The organism is Paenibacillus alkalitolerans (assembly GCF_016482785.1).
In the GTDB taxonomy this organism is placed as follows: Bacteria; Bacillota; Bacilli; order Paenibacillales; family YIM-B00363; genus Paenibacillus_AE; species Paenibacillus_AE alkalitolerans.
In genome coordinates this window covers 145,034-163,460 of record NZ_JAEMXM010000007.1, presented here as the reverse complement: position 1 = coordinate 163,460, position 18,427 = coordinate 145,034, and the positions used below count along the sequence as shown (strand labels likewise).

Genomic DNA, 18,427 nt, shown 5'->3' with positions numbered 1-18,427 from the left:
GCGCTCTCCCTTCGTTCAGGAGGTGTATTCAAGTGAAGCCAACCTTTCGTCCCCCGTCGGTACCGCTCGTTACGGCGGATCCCTATTTCAGCGTGTGGTCGGCTGCGGACCGGCTTTATGACGATCATACGGTGCATTGGACAAACAAGCGCAACAGTATGGCCGGCCTGATTCGGATCGACGGCAAGCCCGCAAGATTTATGGGCAAAACGGAGCTTTTCGGTTCCGCCGCCGGGTTGGAGCAGGAGCCGGCCGCAATGGAGCAAACGGCCTTGCAAGTCGATCCTTTGATCACCAAGTACAAATTTGAAAGAGGCGGGATCGAGCTTGAAGTCGACTTTATGACGCCGCTCCTTCCGGATGATTTGGACATTTTGTCGAGACCCGTTTCCTATATCACCTTCCGGGTGCGTTCGATTGACGGGAAGCCGCACAATGTAAAAATCTATTTCGATGTGACTGCGGACTGGTGCGTGAACACGCCGGATCAGCAGGTGGTTTGGTCGCGTGAAACGATAGGTAGCCGTTTGACGGCAATGCGCATGGGCACATTGGAACAGCCGGTGTTGGGGCGTGCCGGAGACGATACCCGAATAGATTGGGGGTATTGTTATGTGGCCGTGCCGCAAACAAGGGGACTTCAGACGGTTATTCATTCTTACGGCGTGAGAAATCAGTTCTTGGAAACCGGGGTGCTGCCGCCCTACGACGATGAACATCAGCCGAGGCCGGCTGCCGAGAATACCCCGGTCATGGCTGCGGCAATTGATTTCGGGAAGGTGGACGAAAATCCTTCTTCGCATTATGCGATCTTGGCATACGACGACATCCATTCCATCGAATATTTTGGAAACCCTCTAGATGCGTATTGGAGAAGGAACGGGACGACGTTCGAGGAGATGCTTTCGTCAGCCGAGGCACAATATGAAGAAATCCGGCGAAAATGTGAACGGTTCGATGTTCAGCTCATCGTTGAAGGCGAACGGGCAGGCGGGGAGAAGTATAAGGATTTATTGGCGCTTGCTTACCGGCAGTCGATCGCAGCCCATAAGCTGGTTACGGACGAAAACGGGGAAATCCTGTTTTTCTCGAAAGAAAACTTCAGCAACGGCTGCATCGGCACGGTTGATGTCAGCTATCCGTCGATTCCGCTATATTTGCGCTATAATCCGGAGCTTGTCAAAGGCATGATGCGGCCGATATTCAAGTACGCAGGCAGCGGGGACTGGAAGTTCGACTTCGCTCCTCACGACGTGGGATGTTACCCGAAAGCCAACGGGCAGGTTTACGGCGAAAATAAACTCGAATACCAGATGCCGATCGAGGAATGCGGCAACATGCTGATCATGGCTGCGGCCGTTTGTCTCTATGGAAATGATACGAACTTTGCTACAGAGCATTGGGACCATTTGACACGGTGGGCGAACTATTTGCTCGAAAACGGGCTTGATCCGGAAAACCAGCTGTGCACGGATGATTTTGCCGGTCATCTGGCGCATAACGCCAATCTGTCCATAAAAGCGATCCTCGGCATCGGCGCTTATTCCATGATGTGCCGTAAGCTGGGCAAACCGGAAGGCGACAAGTTCGTTCGCGCAGCGAAAGAGATGGCCTCGAAATGGGCGGACATGGCCGATGCCGGCGATCATTACAAGCTTACGTTCGACGGGCCGGCAGAAACTTGGAGCCAAAAGTATAACTTGGTTTGGGACCGCTTATTCGGATTACAGTTGTTCCCCGAGCAGATTGTCGAGACAGAAATTCCTTATTATATATTGAAGCAAAACAAGTATGGGACGCCTCTGGACAGCAGAAAAACGTATACGAAATCGGATTGGCTCGTTTGGTGCGCCTCTATGGCGAGGTCGAAGGAACATTTTGAAAGATTGATCGCTCCTTTGTGGGATTTCTTGAACGAAACCGAGAGCAGGGTCCCTTTCACGGATTGGTATGACACGGTTACCGCCAAGCAGGTGGGCTTTCAGAACCGGTCGGTTGTCGGTGGCATTTTCATCCGATTGTTGGATCATTTCGCCGAAGGGGGCTTCGAGCAATGAGCCGGATCGCAAAAAAAGGAGCGGAATGGACCGGTTTTCAAGAGTCGCGCCCATATGGGCCGAAGTACGATTTGCGGACGGATTTCGTCATGGTATACGGTATTTCGAACGATTTGCCGGAAAGGATCGAGGGTTGGAAGAAGGCGGGATATACGATCCATCTGATGACGGGCGTGTCATGGGGGCAATATCAGGATTATTTGTATGGCCGGTTCGACGGTCGCGATCATTGGGACGAAGCTCAGACCGACCGGAAGGGCAAGCATTTGCTTCACGGGAAAGACGTGCCGTATATGGTGCCGACGATTTCGTTCACCGAATATTTGGCGACGTATATCAAGCGGGCGATCGATTGCGGCGTGGAAGCGATCCATCTGGAGGAGCCGGAGTTTTGGGCGTCGGCGGGATATGCGGAGGCGTTCAAGCGGGAATGGCTTAATTATTACGGCGAGGAATGGATTCCTCCGCACGCTTCGCCCGACGCCCAATACCGGGCATCCAAGCTGAAGGCGGCGATGTATTATCGGGCTCTGGACCGGCTTTGCAGCCAAATGAAAGAATATTCGCTCGTTACCTACGGCAGAACGGTGCGATTCTACGTTCCGACGCACAGTCTCATTAACTATACGCAGTGGCGAATCGTCAGCCCCGAGGCGCTACTCGTCTCCATGCCGGCGTGCGACGGCTTTATCGCCCAAATATGGACGGGGACGGCGCGCACCCCTAACGTCTATAAAGGCGTTGGCCGCGAGCGGACGTTCGAGACCGCTTATCTGGAATACGGGATTATGCAGGAGCTGACGCGCGGCACGGGGCGGGAAATGTGGTTTCTGCACGATCCGATCGAGGATAATCCCCGCTACACCTGGAGCGATTACCGGAAAAATTACAAGTCGACCGTCGTCGCTTCCTTGCTGCATCCCGGCGTCGAGCAGTACGAGGTTTGTCCGTGGCCGCGCCGGGTATTCGAAGGGAGCTATCCGAAGGAGGACGCATTAGGGAAGGAGACGATCCCGGGCGATTACGCCACCGTGCTGCTGACCGTGATGAACGTGCTGCGCGATATGCACAATTATGATGAAGAGGACGGCGGGACGTATACAACGGGGATCGGCCTTTGTCTGGCCAACTCGGCGATGTATCAGAGAGGCGACGTCATTCCGGATGCGTGTCAACAGGCTGGCGAAGGCGCTGCGTTCAAATACGACGGTACGACGGCCACCGATATGTTGACTTCGGAGCAGCGGGAGCTGCTCGATTGGTCGGCTTTTTACGGTTTGGCGCTGCCTCTCGTGAAAAGCGGCATCCCTCTCCGCCCGGTGCAGCTGGATAATATCCTGACGTTCCCGGGTTATTTGGAAGGTTATCGGGTGCTGCTGCTCAGCTATGAATTTATGAAGCCGGAGCATCCCGGCATTCACCAGGCCATCGGCCAATGGGTGAGGGAAGGAGGCGTGCTGATCTATTTCGGGGACGGCGCGGATCCGTTTCATTCCGTTCGCGAGTGGTGGAACTCCGCCGGGGGAAGGGTGTACGAGCGGCCCGAGGAGCACCTCTTCGAATCGATGGGGCTCGGGCGCAATCCGGAGGAGGGGGAACATGCGGTCGGTGAAGGAAGCGTGCTGTTTTTCCGAGAGAATCCGGCTGCGTTGTCCCGTTCCATTGCGGGCGATAAGCAGGTGCGCGACAGCGTCCGCCGGGCGCTCGAAATCCGCGGAGAAGCGGACGCCTACAAAGAGAGCGGACTTCTTCAGATCAAGCGCGGACCCTACTTGATCACCCATGTGCTTGACGAGACGGAGAACCGGGAGCCGGTTGCGCTGCGCGGGGAATTCGTCGATTTGTTCGAAGCCGATCTTCCTGTGAAGCGTTCGGTGGAGCTGGAGCCGGGGGACGACAGCCTGCTTTATGACCTGAGTTATGCGAAGAAGATAGCCGGCAGCGTTCCTTCGGTTCTCGTCAGCTCCTCACGGATTCGCGAAGAGAAGCGGGAAGCGGACCGCTACTTCTTCGTCTCGGAATCGCCTTCCGAAATGACCGTCAGCACGCGGATTCGCGTCGCAGTCGAACCGCATATGGTTACGGCCGGAGGCCAGGAGGCAGTAGTAAGCCGCGATCCGGAGTCAGGAACGTTGCTGGTCCGGTACCCGGGAACCCCCGAAGGAGTTGAAGTGGTTTTGGAGTGGTGATGTAGTTATTAAAAAAGCGAGAAGCACACGCCGTTCGATCCGCTGTTTGCGGATTGAGCGGCGTTTTTGCATTTCGTACGAGCAACAGCCTACCCCGCTCAATCGAACACCGGACCCATCACGCCGTCCTCGACGATCCCGCTGCCGCTACCGCTGCTGCCCGGACCGGGTGCGGCGCCGCCGGCGTTAGAGGCGTACAGCGTCGGCTGCGCTTTGTACGTGTCGCGGGATAACTTTTCCCTGCCGACGACTTTCCCGTCTACCTTCTTATAACGGTACGTCTCGACGACATACCCCGGTTTGCCTTGCTGCAGCAGCTTCACCGTTCCTTTCGCGAGCGAAGGATTCTTCACGTATTTGACGGGCGGCTCGATCGTCTTCACCGTTACCGACTTGATTTCGTACGAGACGTTCTTCGGCGTCGAACCGAACAGCTTTACGGTCAGAACACCGCCCTCGGATTCCGTACGAATGAGAAGATGCTTGCCGGTAGAATTGCGCCACTTGAAATTGATGTACCCGCTCGAGAACGTCGCATCCTGCCCCATCGGAGCGTACCCGATCGGCAGCGAGTGGTTGCGCCTCTCCACGATTTCCAGCCCGGCGCGAAGCACGGCGTTATACAGCGTCGTCGACACCTGGCAAATGCCGCCGCCTATGCCGGGAACAAGCTTGCCGTTGAATATGACGGGCGCTTCCCGGAAACCGAACCGTTTCTTCGTCTCGGCAATCACTTTGCCGTAATCGAATACGCCGCCGGGAGGCAGCAAAGTGTCGTTGACGACGGCCGCGGTGGACCGCACGTTGTGTTTGCGGCCTTCGGCGCTCGCGGCGAAGGAGGTGCTGAACTTTGCGATCAACCGTTCGACGCCCTCCGCGCGCAGCGATTCGACCGTCACCTCCGGTTCCAATTCGAACAATGGCATATCCACGGCAATCGGCTGTACCGCCGAGCTAAACAGCCTGCGGGCGACGAACGATTCCGGGTCGGCGCCGCCGGGCACGAGAACCGAACCGGAGGCGGCGCCTTCCAGCGCATAAGCAACCTCTTGGCGGAGCGCATCCGTCTCAATGCGCGTCGCGGTCCGTCCGGGCACATATTTGACTGTATCGTAAGCCGTGATCTCGCGCCGGGCATCGACCGGCTGTACCGAATATATCTCCGGCCACATCGACTGCACCTTCTCTTCGAAGACGCGCTTGTTCAACCCGACTCGCAGCGTCAGCTCCCTGCCGCGCCATTCCCACCGGCGAACCGCCTTCTCCCATAAGCTTCCCTCGCTCATCGAAGCGATTTCCGTCCGCAAAGCGTCCGCATTGAGCTGCAATCCCAGCTCGCCGAGCGAGGCCGTTCGCTCCTCGGCAGCCCGCCCGGGCGACGCAAGGCGAAGCGTCACCTTCGCTGCGGCCAACGCTCGAACCTTTTCCTTCAAACCCGCATCGAACTCCGAAACGGTCAATCCGCCGATGTCCCAACCGGAAACCGACATTCCGCCGGGCAGTTTGCCGGATGAACCCCATATCGCGACCGCCGCAACGGACGACATTCCCAAAAGCAATAAAAAAACGATTGCCCGCAAAGACCATGTTTTCATCGGCGCACCTCTTTGCTGCGATTTTTGCAAAATCACTTTTACACATGTATATGTAGCAAATGCCAAATTTTACTTCGCAACTTTTGGCCATAATCGGCCTTTCGACTAAAAAATGATGCTAGAATGTTACATGTTGTTGAAAAGCGTAATTAACTGGAGGATTTTCGCGTCTTTTGTCGAAATGGTTCTCATGAGCAAACAGGAGTGATTGTTTTGATCGATATGCACGACGTATGGAAGACGTATCCGAACGGCGGTCAAGCGCTGCGCGGCGTTTCCGTCCGTATTGAAAATAACGAGTTCGTTTATGTCGTCGGCCCTTCGGGAGCGGGGAAATCCACTTTCATGAAACTGATTTACAGGGAAGAAAGACCGACCAAAGGCTCGATCTTTGTAAACGGCTTTAACCTTGAGAAGCTGAAGCAGCGGAAAATTCCGTTCGTGCGGCGCAATATCGGCGTTATTTTCCAAGATTTCAAGCTGCTGCCGCAGATGACCGCGTATGAAAATATCGCCTTCGCCATGGAAGTGATCGAAGCGCCGGCGAGAATCATCAAGAAACGCACGCAAGAAGTGCTGGAGCTTGTCCGGTTGAAAGACAAGGGCAACGCCTATCCGGCGCAGCTGTCCGGGGGCGAGCAGCAGCGGGTGGCGATCGCCCGCGCGATCGTCAACAATCCGGCCGTCATCGTCGCCGACGAACCGACGGGAAACCTCGACCCGGACACGTCCTGGGGCATCATGCGGCTGCTGGAGGAAATCAATTTCCGAGGAGCGACCATTGTAATGGCGACCCATAATAAAGACATCGTGAACAACATGCGCAAAAGGGTAATCGCCATCGAGAACGGTCTAATCGTCCGCGACCAGATTAGAGGGGATTACGGCTATGAGGATTAGTACGATCGGCCGTCATTTCCGCGAAGGGTTCCGCAGTATTTGGCGCAACGGATGGATGTCTTTCGCCTCGATCAGCGCCATCTCGATCTCCTTGTTCATCTTGGGCGTGTTTATGGTCGTGGCGATGAATGTGAACAAGATGACGGAGGACATCGAGGACGAAGTGGAGATCCGGGTTTATCTGGATACAAACTTTCAGCGTTCGGATGTGCCCAAGCTGCAAAACGAGATTAACAGCATTGATGGAGTAAAGCGGTCCGAATTCGTCTCGAAAGAAGAGGGACTCGAGTTTCTCAAGGATCGGTTGGGCGAGGAAGGCAAAGAATTGCTTGAAGGCCAGGAAGGCGACAACAATCCGCTGCCGGACTCGTTCACCGTGGAGGTTTACGAACCGAGAACGATCGACGCCGTGGCGAACAGCATCTTGGCGCTTAACGAAGGCCGGGATCCGCCGCCGATAATGGAAGTGAATTACGGCGCGGATACGGTAAGGACGCTGTTTAAAGTGACGGATATCGTGCGCAACGTCGGTTTGATTCTTGTAGGCGGCCTGGCGTTGATGTCGATGTTCCTGATCGCGAACACGATTAAGATCACCATAGTCGCCAGACGCCGCGAGATCGCCATCATGAAGCTGGTCGGCGCGACGAACGGGTTTATCAGATGGCCGTTTTTCATCGAAGGCGCCCTGCTCGGTATAATCGGTTCCGTCATTCCGGTAGCGATACTATTTATCTGCTACTATCAACTTATTTCTTTGACGAAGATGGAGCTCGGCCTGCTGCAAATCGCGCTGCTGCCGCTGTCCGAAGTGGCGTCGGTACTGGCGGGTCTCTTGATCGGAATCGGTTTTGTCATCGGTGTTTGGGGCAGCATGCTGTCCGTCCGTAAATTTTTGAAAGTGTAGGGAGGCTTGCCCAAGTGAAACGGTTCCTATTGCCGTTAACGGTGGCGGTGTCGGTGGCTTTTTCGTCGATCGCGATCCCCGGAACGGAAGTATTGGCCGCCTCGGAGCTGGAGAAAATCACCCAAGAATTGAACAGAGTCAAGCGCGAGATGAAGAAGGCCGAAGAATTGGAAAATGCGGCGAAACAAGAGATTAAGAGAATAAAAGAACAGAAGGAACAATATTCTTCCCAATTGTCGCAGCTGCAGAAAGAGATCGACTCGACGAGCGCGAAGCTGTCCCGGCTGAATAAGCAAGTGAACGATGTGGAGACGAATCTCGTCCACACGACGAAGGAGCTCGAGGAAGCGCAGCAGCGCGTCGAGAGCCGGGATGCGCTGCTAAAGTCGCGGCTTCAGCTGCTGTATATGAACGGTTTCGTGAACTATCTTGATGTGCTGCTAAGTTCCACCAGTTTCGTAGACTTCTTAGACCGGTTGAATGCGATCCAATCGATCGTCGAGCAGGATAAGGAAATTTTGGCTTTAAATATTATGGACAAGCAGACGGTGGAGCGGAAGAAACAGGACATCACCGCACAGCTCGACTACGTCAGCCAGCTGCTGGCGCAGACGGCGGACCTTAAGAAGACGCTGGAGCGGAAGCGGGAAAACCGCGAAGTCGCCATAGCGTCGCTTGAAACGAAAGAAGAAGATCTGGAAGAGTTGACCGCAGAGCAAGAGAAACAACTGCTGCTTTTGGCGGATAAACAGAGCACGCTCATCAAGAAGCAGCAAGAGATAAAGAATAAAAACAAGAAAAAGAAAACCGCGAAATATAAGGGCGGAAAGCTGGAGTGGCCGGTTCCTTCCAGCGATCTTATCACATCCCCTTGGGGAACGAGGGTTCACCCGATTACGAGGAAAAAGCATACGCATTCCGGTGTGGACATCGGCGCGCCGAACGGAACGAAGATCGTGGCCGCGGAATCCGGAACCGTCATTCTGGCGCAGTGGTACGGCGGATACGGAAATTGCGTCATCATCGAGCATAAAGAAGGGTTCCGCACGCTGTACGCGCACATCCGGTCCGGCGGCATCAAAGTGAAGGTCGGAGATGAAGTCTCGCGCGGCGAAAAAATCGCCGAAGTCGGCTCAACCGGCAATTCCACCGGCAACCACCTTCATTTCGGAGTATATGTGAACAACGAGTCGGTTGACCCGTTACCGTATTTGAGAAAATAATTTCATAAGATGTACAGGCCTTGCATATGCTTATTTAGTATTGAACGGATTCGCCGGCGAGATAAATAAGGTGGTGGGTGCGCATGGTGTTTAAAGGCCGTACGGTTGTTGCGTTTGTGCTGCTGGCGTTATTTGCCGGCAGCATTTTGACGCTTACGGTTACAGGTTCGCTCGACACCCGGACTCTTACCCGGGATGTAAGGGAAGCCGCGTCGATATTGGGAGGCGGTTCCGCAGAACAATCCGGCCGATCGGAACTGCCGGGTGAATCGGGCGGTTCGGGTTCCTCCGGAATGACCGAGAAGGAGCTGTCGAAAATATCGACGGTATTCGAGCTGATCAACAGCCGCTTTATCGACAACGTCGACCGGGAGGCGTTGGCCGACGGCGCGTTGGACGGGCTGGTCGCCGCTTTGGGCGATCCGTACTCCGAGTACCTGGATAAAGAGGAAATCGAGGCGTTCTCCGAGCATATCAATTCTTCGTTCACCGGCATAGGGGCGGACGTCACCGTTCAGGACGGCAACATCGTAGTTGTCGCGCCGCAGAAGAACACCCCCGCGGAGCGGGCGGGCATTCTGCCCGGAGATATTATTCTGTCCGTCAACGGCGAGTCTCTTGAGGGGCTGGATTTGCACGACGCTGTCGATAAAATTCGCGGGCCGAAAGGCACGCAAGCGAAGCTCCGCGTGCTTCGCAAGGGCTCGCCGGAGCCGATCGACATCATCGTCGTTCGGGACGATATCAAGTTGGAGACCGTATATGCGGAGATGCTCGAGCATTCCATCGGCAAGATCGACATCAACCAATTTGCCGTGAATACGTCCGACCGGTTTGCCGAAGAGCTGAAGCGGCTCGAGTCCAAAGGCATGAAAGCTCTTATTATCGATGTGCGGAACAACCCCGGAGGCGTCGTGTCCTCCGTGCAGTCGATCGCCGAGCAGTTCGTGCCGAAAGGCGGGACGATCATGCACATGGAATACAAGAACGGCAAGCGGGAGAAGACGGAATCGAAAGGGAAAGGCAAATCGTACCCGGTCGTCGTGTTGATCAATAAAGGGTCGGCAAGCGCTTCGGAAATTTTGGGAGCGGCCATTAAGGAATCGGCCGGCGGCGTATTGGTCGGCGAAACGACGTTCGGCAAAGGCTTGGTCCAAACGACGGTACAGATGAAAGACGGCACGGGCGTCAAGCTGACGATTGCCAAATGGCTCACCCCGGACGGAGACACGATCAACAAGCAGGGCATCGCGCCCGATATTTTAGTGGAACAAGCCTCGTTGTTCGAAGCGGTCGCAATCCCCAAGGATCATGTATTGAAGTTCGACATGGCGGGCGATGAAGTAAAGAACGTGCAGGCTATTTTGAAAGGTCTCGGCTTCGAGCCCGGCAGGTCCGACGGGTACTTCAACGATTCGACGGTTAAGGCGGTCCGTGCGTTCCAGCGGGACGCGGGCTTGGAGGAAAGCGGCATCGTCGACGGCGAAACGGCGGGCATGCTGGAGCAGTATGTGATCCGGGAGTACCTCGATCCGGCCAACGACAAGCAGCTGAAGGCCGCGCTGGAACAAATCCAGAAAATGCTATAACCCGAGGAAGGAAAGCAAAGTCGCAACGTCGAATAAGAAGAGGAAGGCCGGACGGTTCCGGCCTTCCTTTTTCTATCTAACTATTATGAATCCGGGAGTTTTGACATATGGACATGCTGGCGTATTGGGGACGCGCTTTCGCCGCGTTATGGACGTCGCCCTTTTATTACCTTTCGATTCTGTTTGTCTTCTGGCAGCTTCGCAAGCAGATCGCTATGGAGCGCCGGTTGTTTTCGGTACGGCTGCACTCGTGGCAAAGCGAGCTGTGGCGCATCGTCGTTTGGGGAGCGGCCGCCGGCGCGGCGAGCACCGTCGTGTTCGCATTCATTGGAGCCGTATTATCCCCTGCCGTTTTGTTAATGCTTTGGATTATAGCTTTGTTATTATCGGTCATACGCGTGCGGTTTTTATGCTTTGCTTATGCGGCGGGCGTCCTCGGAATTCTGCAAGCGGTTGCGTATCTCGCGGCCGATGTTTCGATGCCGGGAGGATTAGTGTTATTGCGCGAGGAGCTGCTTCAAGTTCACATGCCGTCTGTGCTTGCATTCGTCGCTTTGCTGCATTTGGCGGAAGCGGGATTGGCGGCCCGCAGCGGCGGGCGGTTGGCGACGCCGCTCTTCTATGAAGGCAAGCGCGGCAAGATGGTCGGAGGATTTCATCTGCAAGGATTTTGGCCGGTGCCGATGCTGATGCTCGTACCGCTGGATGCCGCGGGCGGCGGTTTGTCGTTGCCTTGGCAGCCGCTGCTCGGCGGTTCCTTGTGGGAAGGCGGGTGGACGGTGCTCGCCTTCCCGGTCGTCATCGGCTTCAACGCGATGACGACAAGGCAGCTGCCGGCTTCTGCGGCACGCCGAAACGGCCGGAGGCTGGCGCTGTACGGGCTCGCCTGCGCGGCGCTCGCTGCGGTGTCCGCTCTTGCGCCGGGTTCGGCGGTCGTCGCTGCGCTTGCCGCCGTATGCTGCGCCGGGCTGCATGAGCTCGTTCATGCGGCGGGCCGCATGGACGAGAAGCGCGGCAGCCCTTATTTCGTGCACGACGATCGGGGACTGAAGGTACTCGCCGTGCTGCCGGGGTCTCCGGCGGCGGCGCTTATCATCGAGCCAGGGGAGATCGTGCACAAAGTGAACGGCCAGCGGGTGTCCGGCAAGGCCGATCTGCACGCCGCGCTGCGGCTCAACCCGGCGTTCACGAAGCTGGAGGTGCTCAACCGCGACGGTCACAGCAGATTTTTGCAACGGGCGCTGTTCGCTAACGAGCACCACCAGCTGGGACTCATCCTGTGCCCGGATGAAGAGGCTTTTTATTACGCGGAGTCGCGCGGCGGCGGGTTGTTCTCGTTCCTTCGCCCGCGCCGGGCGGGAGGGGCCGGAGCAGCCGGTGCGGGTGCGAGCGGCTCCAGGCCGGACACGACGGTCGGCATGTGACCGGATGCGTATGAGAATCCGGATATAGAACAGGATCTAGACCTGGGCCGCTTCCGCAATAGGACGTACCCGCTTCGTGCGAAGTGAAACCAGTGGCGGTTAAACGATAGCGCTTGTTTCACAATGAAACACGGTGGTTCACGGATGAACCACGTTGTGCCGAGGTGAAACAAGAGGCGGCTATACGGTAGCGCTTGTTTCACAATGAAACACGGTGGTTCACGGATGAACCACGTTGTGCCGAGGTGAAACAAAAGGCGGTTATGCGGTAGCGCTTGTTTCACAATGAAACACGGTGGTTCACGGATGAACCACGTTGTGCCGAGGTGAAACAAGCGATACGTTATACGGTAGCGCTTGTTTCACAATGAAACACGGTGGTTCACGGATGAACCACGTTGTGCCGAGGTGAAACAAGGGATGCTTCTGCTAAGATAGAAGCTTTCTTTTTCCGGAAGGGGTATTTCAGTGTCATCTGTTGAGCTCATGCAGCAAGCAGCGCAAACGTTAAAAAATATATTCGGTTACAACGAGTTTCGCCCTGGGCAGCGCGAGATCGTCCAAGATGTGCTGCAGGGCAAGGACACGCTTGGCATCATGCCTACCGGCGGTGGAAAGTCGATTTGCTATCAGCTACCGGCGCTGCTTTTTCCCGGAATTGCCATTGTCGTTTCGCCGCTCATTTCACTCATGAAGGATCAAGTCGACGCTTTGCGGGAATACGGGGTGCCTGCGGCATACCTCAACAGTTCGCTTTCGTGGAAACAAACGCAGCTGGTTCTTCAACAAGCGTCTCGCGGCGAATTGAAATTGCTCTATGTGGCGCCCGAGCGTCTCGAATCGGAGCAATTCGCCACGCTGCTTCCATCGCTTCCGATATCGCTCGTTGCGATCGACGAAGCGCATTGCGTGTCGCAATGGGGGCATGACTTCCGTACGAGCTATTTGGCGCTTGAACCGTTTATTTCGCGGATACAACCGCGTCCGCGGGTTGCGGCGTATACCGCCACCGCTACGGAAGAGGTGCGTCATGATATTGTCCGGCTGCTCGGCTTGCGGATGCCTGCGGTTCACATTACCGGATTCGACCGTCCGAACCTAACGTACAGCGTCGAGCGGGGCGTGAATCGGGAGGATTATATAAGACGCTATTTAGCGCAGCATGCGGATCAATCCGGCATTATATATACGGCGACGAGGAAGGAAGCGGAGAGGCTTCACACGATGCTTAACGGTTGGGGCGTGGCTGCCGGCAAGTATCACGCGGGGCTGAGTGACGGCGAGCGAAGCCGAATGCAGCAGGCGTTCCTGCAAGACGATGTGCGGGTGATGATCGCCACGAACGCGTTCGGCATGGGGATCGACAAATCGAATGTGCGTTACGTCATACATTGGAACATGCCGAAGAACATGGAGGCCTATTACCAAGAAGCGGGACGCGCGGGCAGGGACGGGGAGCCGGGGGAATGCGTGCTGCTGTTCCAGCCGCAGGATATCGTTACGCAGAAGTATTTGATAGAGCAGTCGGTGGAGTCGCCGGAACGGCGGGCGATGGAGCTGCGCCGTCTGCGGCGGATGGCGGACTATTGCCAGACGCGTCTTTGTTTGCGGGCGTACTTGCTGTCGTATTTCTCGGATGCTCCCGGCGATGCGGCGTGCGGCCGATGCGGCAACTGCAGCGACGACAGCGAGTTGGAAGATATCACGACAGAGGCGCAAATGATATGTTCGTGCGTGAAGCGAATGAACGAACGTTTCGGCATGACATTGGTCGCTCAAGTGCTTAAGGGAAGCTCGAATCAGAAAGTAAAGGATTTCAAATTCGACCGGCTGCCCACATACGGACTGCTCCGTCACAAGACCGAGAAGGAGATATTGGATTTGCTCCAAGTGCTTCTGGCGGACGGCATACTGGGTTTAAGCGACGGCAAATTTCCGGTCGTTCGGCTGCTTTCTTCCGCGGTTGACGTGCTGAAGGGTGAGAAAACGGTGTACCGCCGCTCTCCGCGCATCCGGCGGAAATCGCATGAAGGCGACGAGCTGTTCGCGCAATTGCGCGCGCTGCGCAAGCGGATCGCCGACCGGGAACGCGTGCCGCCTTACGTCGTGTTCGCCGACAGCACACTTCGGGAAATGGCGCTGGCACAGCCCCGCTCCGAACTGGAAATGCTCAATGTGAAGGGTGTCGGCCGATCCAAGCTGGAGAAATACGGCGAGGAGTTCCTGCAATTGCTTCGGGAGCTGCCGGGATGAGTTTATTAAAAGCCTCCCGGCTTACAATAGGGAAGCGCCTGCGGTCCAGGAATGCGGCTGTCCTTCCATATTTGCGTGGTAGGCGTAGTTGTAGAGCGTCGAAACTACCGTAAGCCACCAATTATGTTGTTTCATTGGCTTGCCCTAAGATGGGTAAGCTTTTTCTTTGGAGGAAAAGATTGTTTACATGGGAACGGGATGAAATGCTTTCTTTCCCCAGCAATTTCGTCATACATCAGTGCTGCTCTCGCCAAGGAATTTCTCATATCCGTGCTGCTTTTAAATATGGCGTTGGCGAACAAATCGTATTGCACCTGTAAATTCAAATCATCTAATCGCCACCAACGGTTAAACTAACGGGATACGATAGTGAAATAGCCCAACATCATAAAACAGATCGCTTAATGGTATCTATTGCTCATCAAGCGATCTGTTTTTATACGTGTGTCGGCTGCATTGCCGCTGTCGTGGCACCATCAGATGATGAAAATGAAAGGAAACATCGGTCAAATAATTGGAAAATATATGCAACCTCCGTACCGGTAAATATGTATACATAATTGGAAACCGCACTAAAAACAATCTTGAGGAAATATGTCTAGGCAGCAAGTGATATTAACCGACCGGACGTGCACTGCGATAAGTCGGTGCATGTTCATTTCTTGTTGATGCACTAACCTAACGAGCGACCGGTATGATTCATAACGCTCTGAAGGAAGGACTGTAATTCTTCAATAAATAACTTCGCCGCCTGCCCCATAAATTTGTCTGTACGATATAAGATGCAGATGTCTTGTATGGGTGTGGGATTAAGCAGTTTTACGGCGGCGATATGCTCATGATTCATATAATCCAGCAGCATCCGGGGGAGAATAGAGGCTCCTATGCCTTGCTCGACCAAGGACAGCAGCGTCGATAAAGTTGAAGTTACAATCGGATTGTCAATCGCAATTCCTTTCTCACCACAGCACGACTGAATGACCTTCGTGATCTGATGTTCGGAACTGAACATGACCATCTTTAGATGCTGAAGCTGTTCGAACGGAATCGCCTTTGACTTCGCAACAGGGTGATCCGATCGGATGGCTAGAGCAAACTCTTCGTGAAACAAAGGAATAATCGAAATACGTTCATCAGGCTTGAGAGGTACCGTAGTAACACCGAGATCTCTTGTGCCGTTAAGAACCTGTTCATAGACATCCATGGTCTCCGTAACGCTTATCGTGAGCTTAGGATACTTCTTATGGAAATCGATGAGTAATGCGTCAAACAGCAAATCCCCGTCTCCCGGTAAAATGCCGATATCCAGCCTGCCTCCCTCCAGACTCTTAAGATCCGATATCGCCCTTTTTGCATAGTCAACGTGTTTAAAGATACTTTCACTTTGTTCGAGCAGGATTTTTCCTGCGTCGGTTAATCTGATTCGCTTGCCGATACGATCGAATAAAGGGAGCCCCAGCTCGTTCTCTAAAAACTTGATCTGCTGACTCAGATTCGACTGTGTGGTACAGAGATTTTCGGCCGCCCTGGAGAAATGCATCTCCTTACAAATTGCAGCAAAATATTCAAGCTGTCGAAGCTCCAATGCTCAATTCCCCTTTCGCTTATCGATCCTCCTCCGCCATTATAACGGAGAAACCTGAGTTCCAACAATTTCTAATTTACCATTACTGAAACCGATCAATTGCATCGGAATCTCGTGATTGTTGCGCTGAGGTATGTAACGTAAGCTTTAGAAGTAAAACGAACAAACCCAATAGAAGGAGGATTCAAGAATGGCACAATCGATTATCAATACGGGGAAAGTGCTTCGTCAAATTATAATCGGCCAGCTTCAGAACGTGTCGGAGTCACAGATGGACATTCAACCTGAGGGATTTCGTAATTCGGTACGCTGGAATGTCGGTCATATCGTTTATTGGTTGGATAAATACGCTTCACTAAGCTTCAGGTCCCCATCGGCCATTCCGGCTCAATACGAGACATTGTTCAACTCCGGAACGAAACCTTCGGCTTGGACGGCAACGCCCCCGTCCAAGGATGAATTGATCGGGATGTTGGCGGTACAGCTTTCCCGCCTTTCCGAACTGACACCCGAAATGCTCGAACAGAGGCTGCAAACGCCGTTTGAAATGGGTCCGTTCCAATTCGATACAGCCGGCGAATTATTTAATTTCGCATTGATTCATGAAGCGATTCACCTTGGAGTTATATCAAGCCAGCTTAAGCTCATCAAATGAAGACCCTACGCTCGGGTGCATAAAGCGAGCTGGAACAATGAAATTAGGAGGCTTGTTATGATGACAAACCATGAAGCGTTTGATGCTTTTAGGCGTGCTTTCGAAACAGGGCATACAGACGATTTCCTTAAAAAGGTTACGGATGATTTTCATTTCTTCGTTCCGCTCCCGCTGGAAGGGTGGAATCGGAAGCAGCAAGGCCGAGAGCGGTTCGAGGAATTAATCAGGTTTGAGCGCTCAGTATTTCAGATGCGCCTCACTCCGCTGATCGAGCTAGAGAATGAGAGCTACGGGATGGTAGTATTTCGCGCGGAAGGATTGCTGAACGGTAGACCTTTCCGCAATGAGCTTTCAGTCGTCTTCGAGTTCGAGAAGGATCGGATCCGCTCCTTCCGAGAATATGTAGGAATGCCGTTAAAAAACTACGAGAACCCGTGAAGAGCTTCCAAAAATAAAGGAAGAATTGCAGTCGGTCGGAGCGATCCGACTGCTTTTTTTTCATCCTGACATCACCCAATTGAACCACAAGGTGGATTTGGCAACGATGCCCCACATCGAAGCGTCCTCATACGGCGGGATTTCGTGCTGCAGACGGTATTCGCTGAGCAGCAGCTGCTTCTCCAACGCCGCCTTCTCCCTGTCGGAGATGCCGGTATCAGCCAGCATGTCTTTATAGCTTTGCATCGCAGTTCTCCCATTTCAATGCAGCTAAAAACAAACCGCCTCGATGCAGATTCATGCCAGCATGAGAGCGGTCTGTTGCCAGGAATAGACCGAGAGTTGATTAAGCGGGTAACGATAACGAATAAAGGAAGTACAGCCAGGTCAAACGGCGGTTCTCTTCTCACCCTTATTCCGGAGACCGAACGGCTGTCAGCGTGACCAAGGCGATCACCCCTTTCTGGAAAGCTCACCATGGCCACCGCCAACGAAGTTATCGCCCTGCTTGCGAAAAAAAGACGGACGCCGCAAAATTGTCAGATGCCCGGTCACCCCAAGAGTCCGAATCCGTGAACCAACACATAACCGAAAGCGGACAATAAAACGGACCCGGCGAGTCCGGCGGCGAAAGCTTTCATTCCGGCGCGGAAAAAGACTCGCATATCGACATTCAAGCCGAGGCCGACCATGCCGATCGCCATTAAGAAATAAGCGGCGGAGACGACCTGATTCGCAACCGCCGGCGTAATGACGCCGGCGGTATTAAGAGCGCTCATAGCGAGAAACCCGACAATAAACCAGGGAAACGGAATGGAGCTGCGGCTTTCCGTTCCGGCCGTCCCCGAATGTTCCGTTCGAAATGACCGTCTTCTCCAGAATTCGATGCCGAGTGCAACAGGGACGAGCAGCGCGACGCGCGTCAGCTTCACGACAACAGCGATATCGACAGCCGCCTTCCCGCCCGGCGCGGCGGCGGCAACCACATGGGCGATCTCGTGAAGCGTGGCTCCCGAGAATACTCCGTATCCGTACGGCGTGAAACCAAGGAACCGGTATGTTAAAGTATACATAATCGTAAACAGAGTCCCCAGGACGGCAACCGTTGCGGCGCTTATCGCGGTCTCGTTTGCGTTCGCTTTGATTTGCGGCGAAATGGCGGCCACCGCGGCGGCTCCACATATGGCCGTTCCGCATGCCGTCAGCATTCCCAGCTTTTTATCAACCCGCAAGAGCCTCGCAAGCGCATATACGGCAAATACGGCAAATACGATATTCAATCCGGCCAGAGCCAGTACTTTGGGCCCGGCGGCGGCGATATCGCCGAGGTTTAGACGCATGCCCAGCAACACGATTCCGAGCCGAAGCATCTTCTGATTTGCCGCCGCAACTCCGTCAAAGGCTTGAGAAGGAACGCCGAACAACGCTCGCCAGGCAATCCCCAATATAATCGCAATTACAAGCGGTCCGATAACGCCGAGCGGCGGCAAGACGCCAATAACGTTTGACATTGCGGCAAGCAGCACCGTAAGTGCAATGCCTTTGGCAGTCGCGAACCCCTTTTTCTTTCTCAACGTCAGGCCATATGATTTATCCATTCAATCAGCTCCTC

Annotated in this window: 14 protein-coding genes; 10 read left to right on the top strand and 4 right to left on the bottom strand. The window is 54.4% G+C overall.

Annotated elements, in window-relative coordinates; translation table 11 throughout:
• Positions 1–32: 32 nt before the first annotated feature.
• Together JET16_RS13755 and JET16_RS13750 are read left to right on the top strand one after the other, a co-directional pair.
• Positions 33–2,057 (top strand): glutaminase family protein, encoded by a 2,025-nt coding sequence (locus JET16_RS13755; protein ID WP_199616714.1) that lies wholly within the window; start codon positions 33–35, stop codon positions 2,055–2,057.
• Positions 2,054–4,246, top strand: coding sequence for a hypothetical protein (locus tag JET16_RS13750; protein WP_199616712.1), 2,193 nt, complete (start codon positions 2,054–2,056; stop codon positions 4,244–4,246). The genes JET16_RS13755 and JET16_RS13750 overlap by 4 nt, the downstream gene beginning before the upstream one ends.
• Before the next feature lie 98 nt (positions 4,247–4,344).
• Here the strand turns inward: JET16_RS13750 and JET16_RS13745 are convergent, their stop codons facing one another.
• Positions 4,345–5,841 carry a VanW family protein gene (locus tag JET16_RS13745; protein WP_233531548.1) on the bottom strand — a complete coding sequence of 499 codons (1,497 nt, stop codon included), beginning with the start codon at positions 5,839–5,841 and terminating at the stop codon, positions 4,345–4,347.
• A 213-nt stretch (positions 5,842–6,054) separates the two neighbouring features.
• On the opposite strand from JET16_RS13745, the gene ftsE reads away from it, so the two are divergent.
• The 6 genes from ftsE to recQ all read left to right on the top strand — a co-directional run bounded on the left by ftsE (position 6,055) and on the right by recQ (position 14,137).
• Positions 6,055–6,741, top strand: coding sequence for a cell division ATP-binding protein FtsE (gene ftsE, locus JET16_RS13740; RefSeq protein WP_199616710.1), 687 nt, complete (start codon positions 6,055–6,057; stop codon positions 6,739–6,741).
• On the top strand, positions 6,731–7,648 hold the full coding sequence (gene ftsX / locus JET16_RS13735) for a permease-like cell division protein FtsX (protein WP_199616708.1): 918 nt from the start codon (positions 6,731–6,733) through the stop codon (positions 7,646–7,648). The genes ftsE and ftsX overlap by 11 nt, the downstream gene beginning before the upstream one ends.
• Positions 7,649–7,662: 14 nt before the next feature.
• The gene (locus tag JET16_RS30835) at positions 7,663–8,871 is read left to right on the top strand and encodes a murein hydrolase activator EnvC family protein (protein WP_199616706.1); all 1,209 of its coding nucleotides are present in this window, start codon (positions 7,663–7,665) and stop codon (positions 8,869–8,871) included.
• Between the two features lie 83 nt (positions 8,872–8,954).
• The gene (locus JET16_RS13725) at positions 8,955–10,460 is read left to right on the top strand and encodes a S41 family peptidase (RefSeq protein ID WP_199616704.1); all 1,506 of its coding nucleotides are present in this window, start codon (positions 8,955–8,957) and stop codon (positions 10,458–10,460) included.
• 107 nt (positions 10,461–10,567) lie between these two features.
• Positions 10,568–11,884: a PDZ domain-containing protein gene (locus JET16_RS13720; RefSeq protein ID WP_199616702.1), complete on the top strand. Its 1,317-nt coding sequence runs from the start codon at positions 10,568–10,570 to the stop codon at positions 11,882–11,884.
• A 486-nt stretch (positions 11,885–12,370) separates the two neighbouring features.
• Positions 12,371–14,137: a DNA helicase RecQ gene (gene recQ / locus JET16_RS13715; protein ID WP_199616847.1), complete on the top strand. Its 1,767-nt coding sequence runs from the start codon at positions 12,371–12,373 to the stop codon at positions 14,135–14,137.
• 673 nt (positions 14,138–14,810) lie between these two features.
• On the opposite strand, the gene JET16_RS13710 is transcribed toward recQ, so the two are convergent.
• Complete coding sequence (locus JET16_RS13710; protein ID WP_199616700.1) at positions 14,811–15,722, bottom strand: LysR family transcriptional regulator; 912 nt, start codon at positions 15,720–15,722, stop codon at positions 14,811–14,813.
• A gap of 190 nt (positions 15,723–15,912) precedes the next feature.
• Here JET16_RS13710 and JET16_RS13705 point away from each other — a divergent pair, with 190 nt between their 5' ends.
• Together JET16_RS13705 and JET16_RS13700 are read left to right on the top strand one after the other, a co-directional pair.
• Positions 15,913–16,377, top strand: a complete 465-nt coding sequence (locus tag JET16_RS13705; protein WP_199616698.1) for a DinB family protein — start codon at positions 15,913–15,915, stop codon at positions 16,375–16,377.
• Between the two features lie 60 nt (positions 16,378–16,437).
• Entirely contained in the window at positions 16,438–16,815 is a 378-nt protein-coding gene (locus JET16_RS13700; protein WP_199616845.1) for a nuclear transport factor 2 family protein, read from the top strand.
• Between the two features lie 60 nt (positions 16,816–16,875).
• On the opposite strand, the gene JET16_RS13695 is transcribed toward JET16_RS13700, so the two are convergent.
• Positions 16,876–17,061 (bottom strand): hypothetical protein, encoded by a 186-nt coding sequence (locus JET16_RS13695; protein WP_199616696.1) that lies wholly within the window; start codon positions 17,059–17,061, stop codon positions 16,876–16,878.
• A 305-nt stretch (positions 17,062–17,366) separates the two neighbouring features.
• A complete protein-coding gene (locus JET16_RS13690; protein ID WP_199616695.1) occupies positions 17,367–18,413 on the bottom strand; it encodes a YeiH family protein in 1,047 nt (348 codons plus the stop codon).
• Between the last annotated feature and the right edge of the window lie 14 nt (positions 18,414–18,427).

Excerpts from the sequence above, each read along its gene's own strand:
- JET16_RS13720 (WP_199616702.1), top strand. The coding sequence starts at position 10,568 with ATGGACATGCTGGCGTATTGGGGACGCGCTTTCGCCGCGTTATGGACG.
- JET16_RS13700 (WP_199616845.1), top strand. The coding sequence starts at position 16,438 with ATGACAAACCATGAAGCGTTTGATGCTTTTAGGCGTGCTTTCGAAACA.
- JET16_RS13750 (WP_199616712.1), top strand. The coding sequence starts at position 2,054 with ATGAGCCGGATCGCAAAAAAAGGAGCGGAATGGACCGGTTTTCAAGAG.
- JET16_RS13690 (WP_199616695.1), bottom strand. The coding sequence starts at position 18,413 with ATGGATAAATCATATGGCCTGACGTTGAGAAAGAAAAAGGGGTTCGCG.
- JET16_RS13725 (WP_199616704.1), top strand. The coding sequence starts at position 8,955 with ATGGTGTTTAAAGGCCGTACGGTTGTTGCGTTTGTGCTGCTGGCGTTA.
- JET16_RS13705 (WP_199616698.1), top strand. The coding sequence starts at position 15,913 with ATGGCACAATCGATTATCAATACGGGGAAAGTGCTTCGTCAAATTATA.
- JET16_RS13695 (WP_199616696.1), bottom strand. The coding sequence starts at position 17,061 with ATGCAAAGCTATAAAGACATGCTGGCTGATACCGGCATCTCCGACAGG.
- recQ (WP_199616847.1), top strand. The coding sequence starts at position 12,371 with ATGCAGCAAGCAGCGCAAACGTTAAAAAATATATTCGGTTACAACGAG.
- ftsX (WP_199616708.1), top strand. The coding sequence starts at position 6,731 with ATGAGGATTAGTACGATCGGCCGTCATTTCCGCGAAGGGTTCCGCAGT.
- JET16_RS13745 (WP_233531548.1), bottom strand. The coding sequence starts at position 5,841 with ATGAAAACATGGTCTTTGCGGGCAATCGTTTTTTTATTGCTTTTGGGA.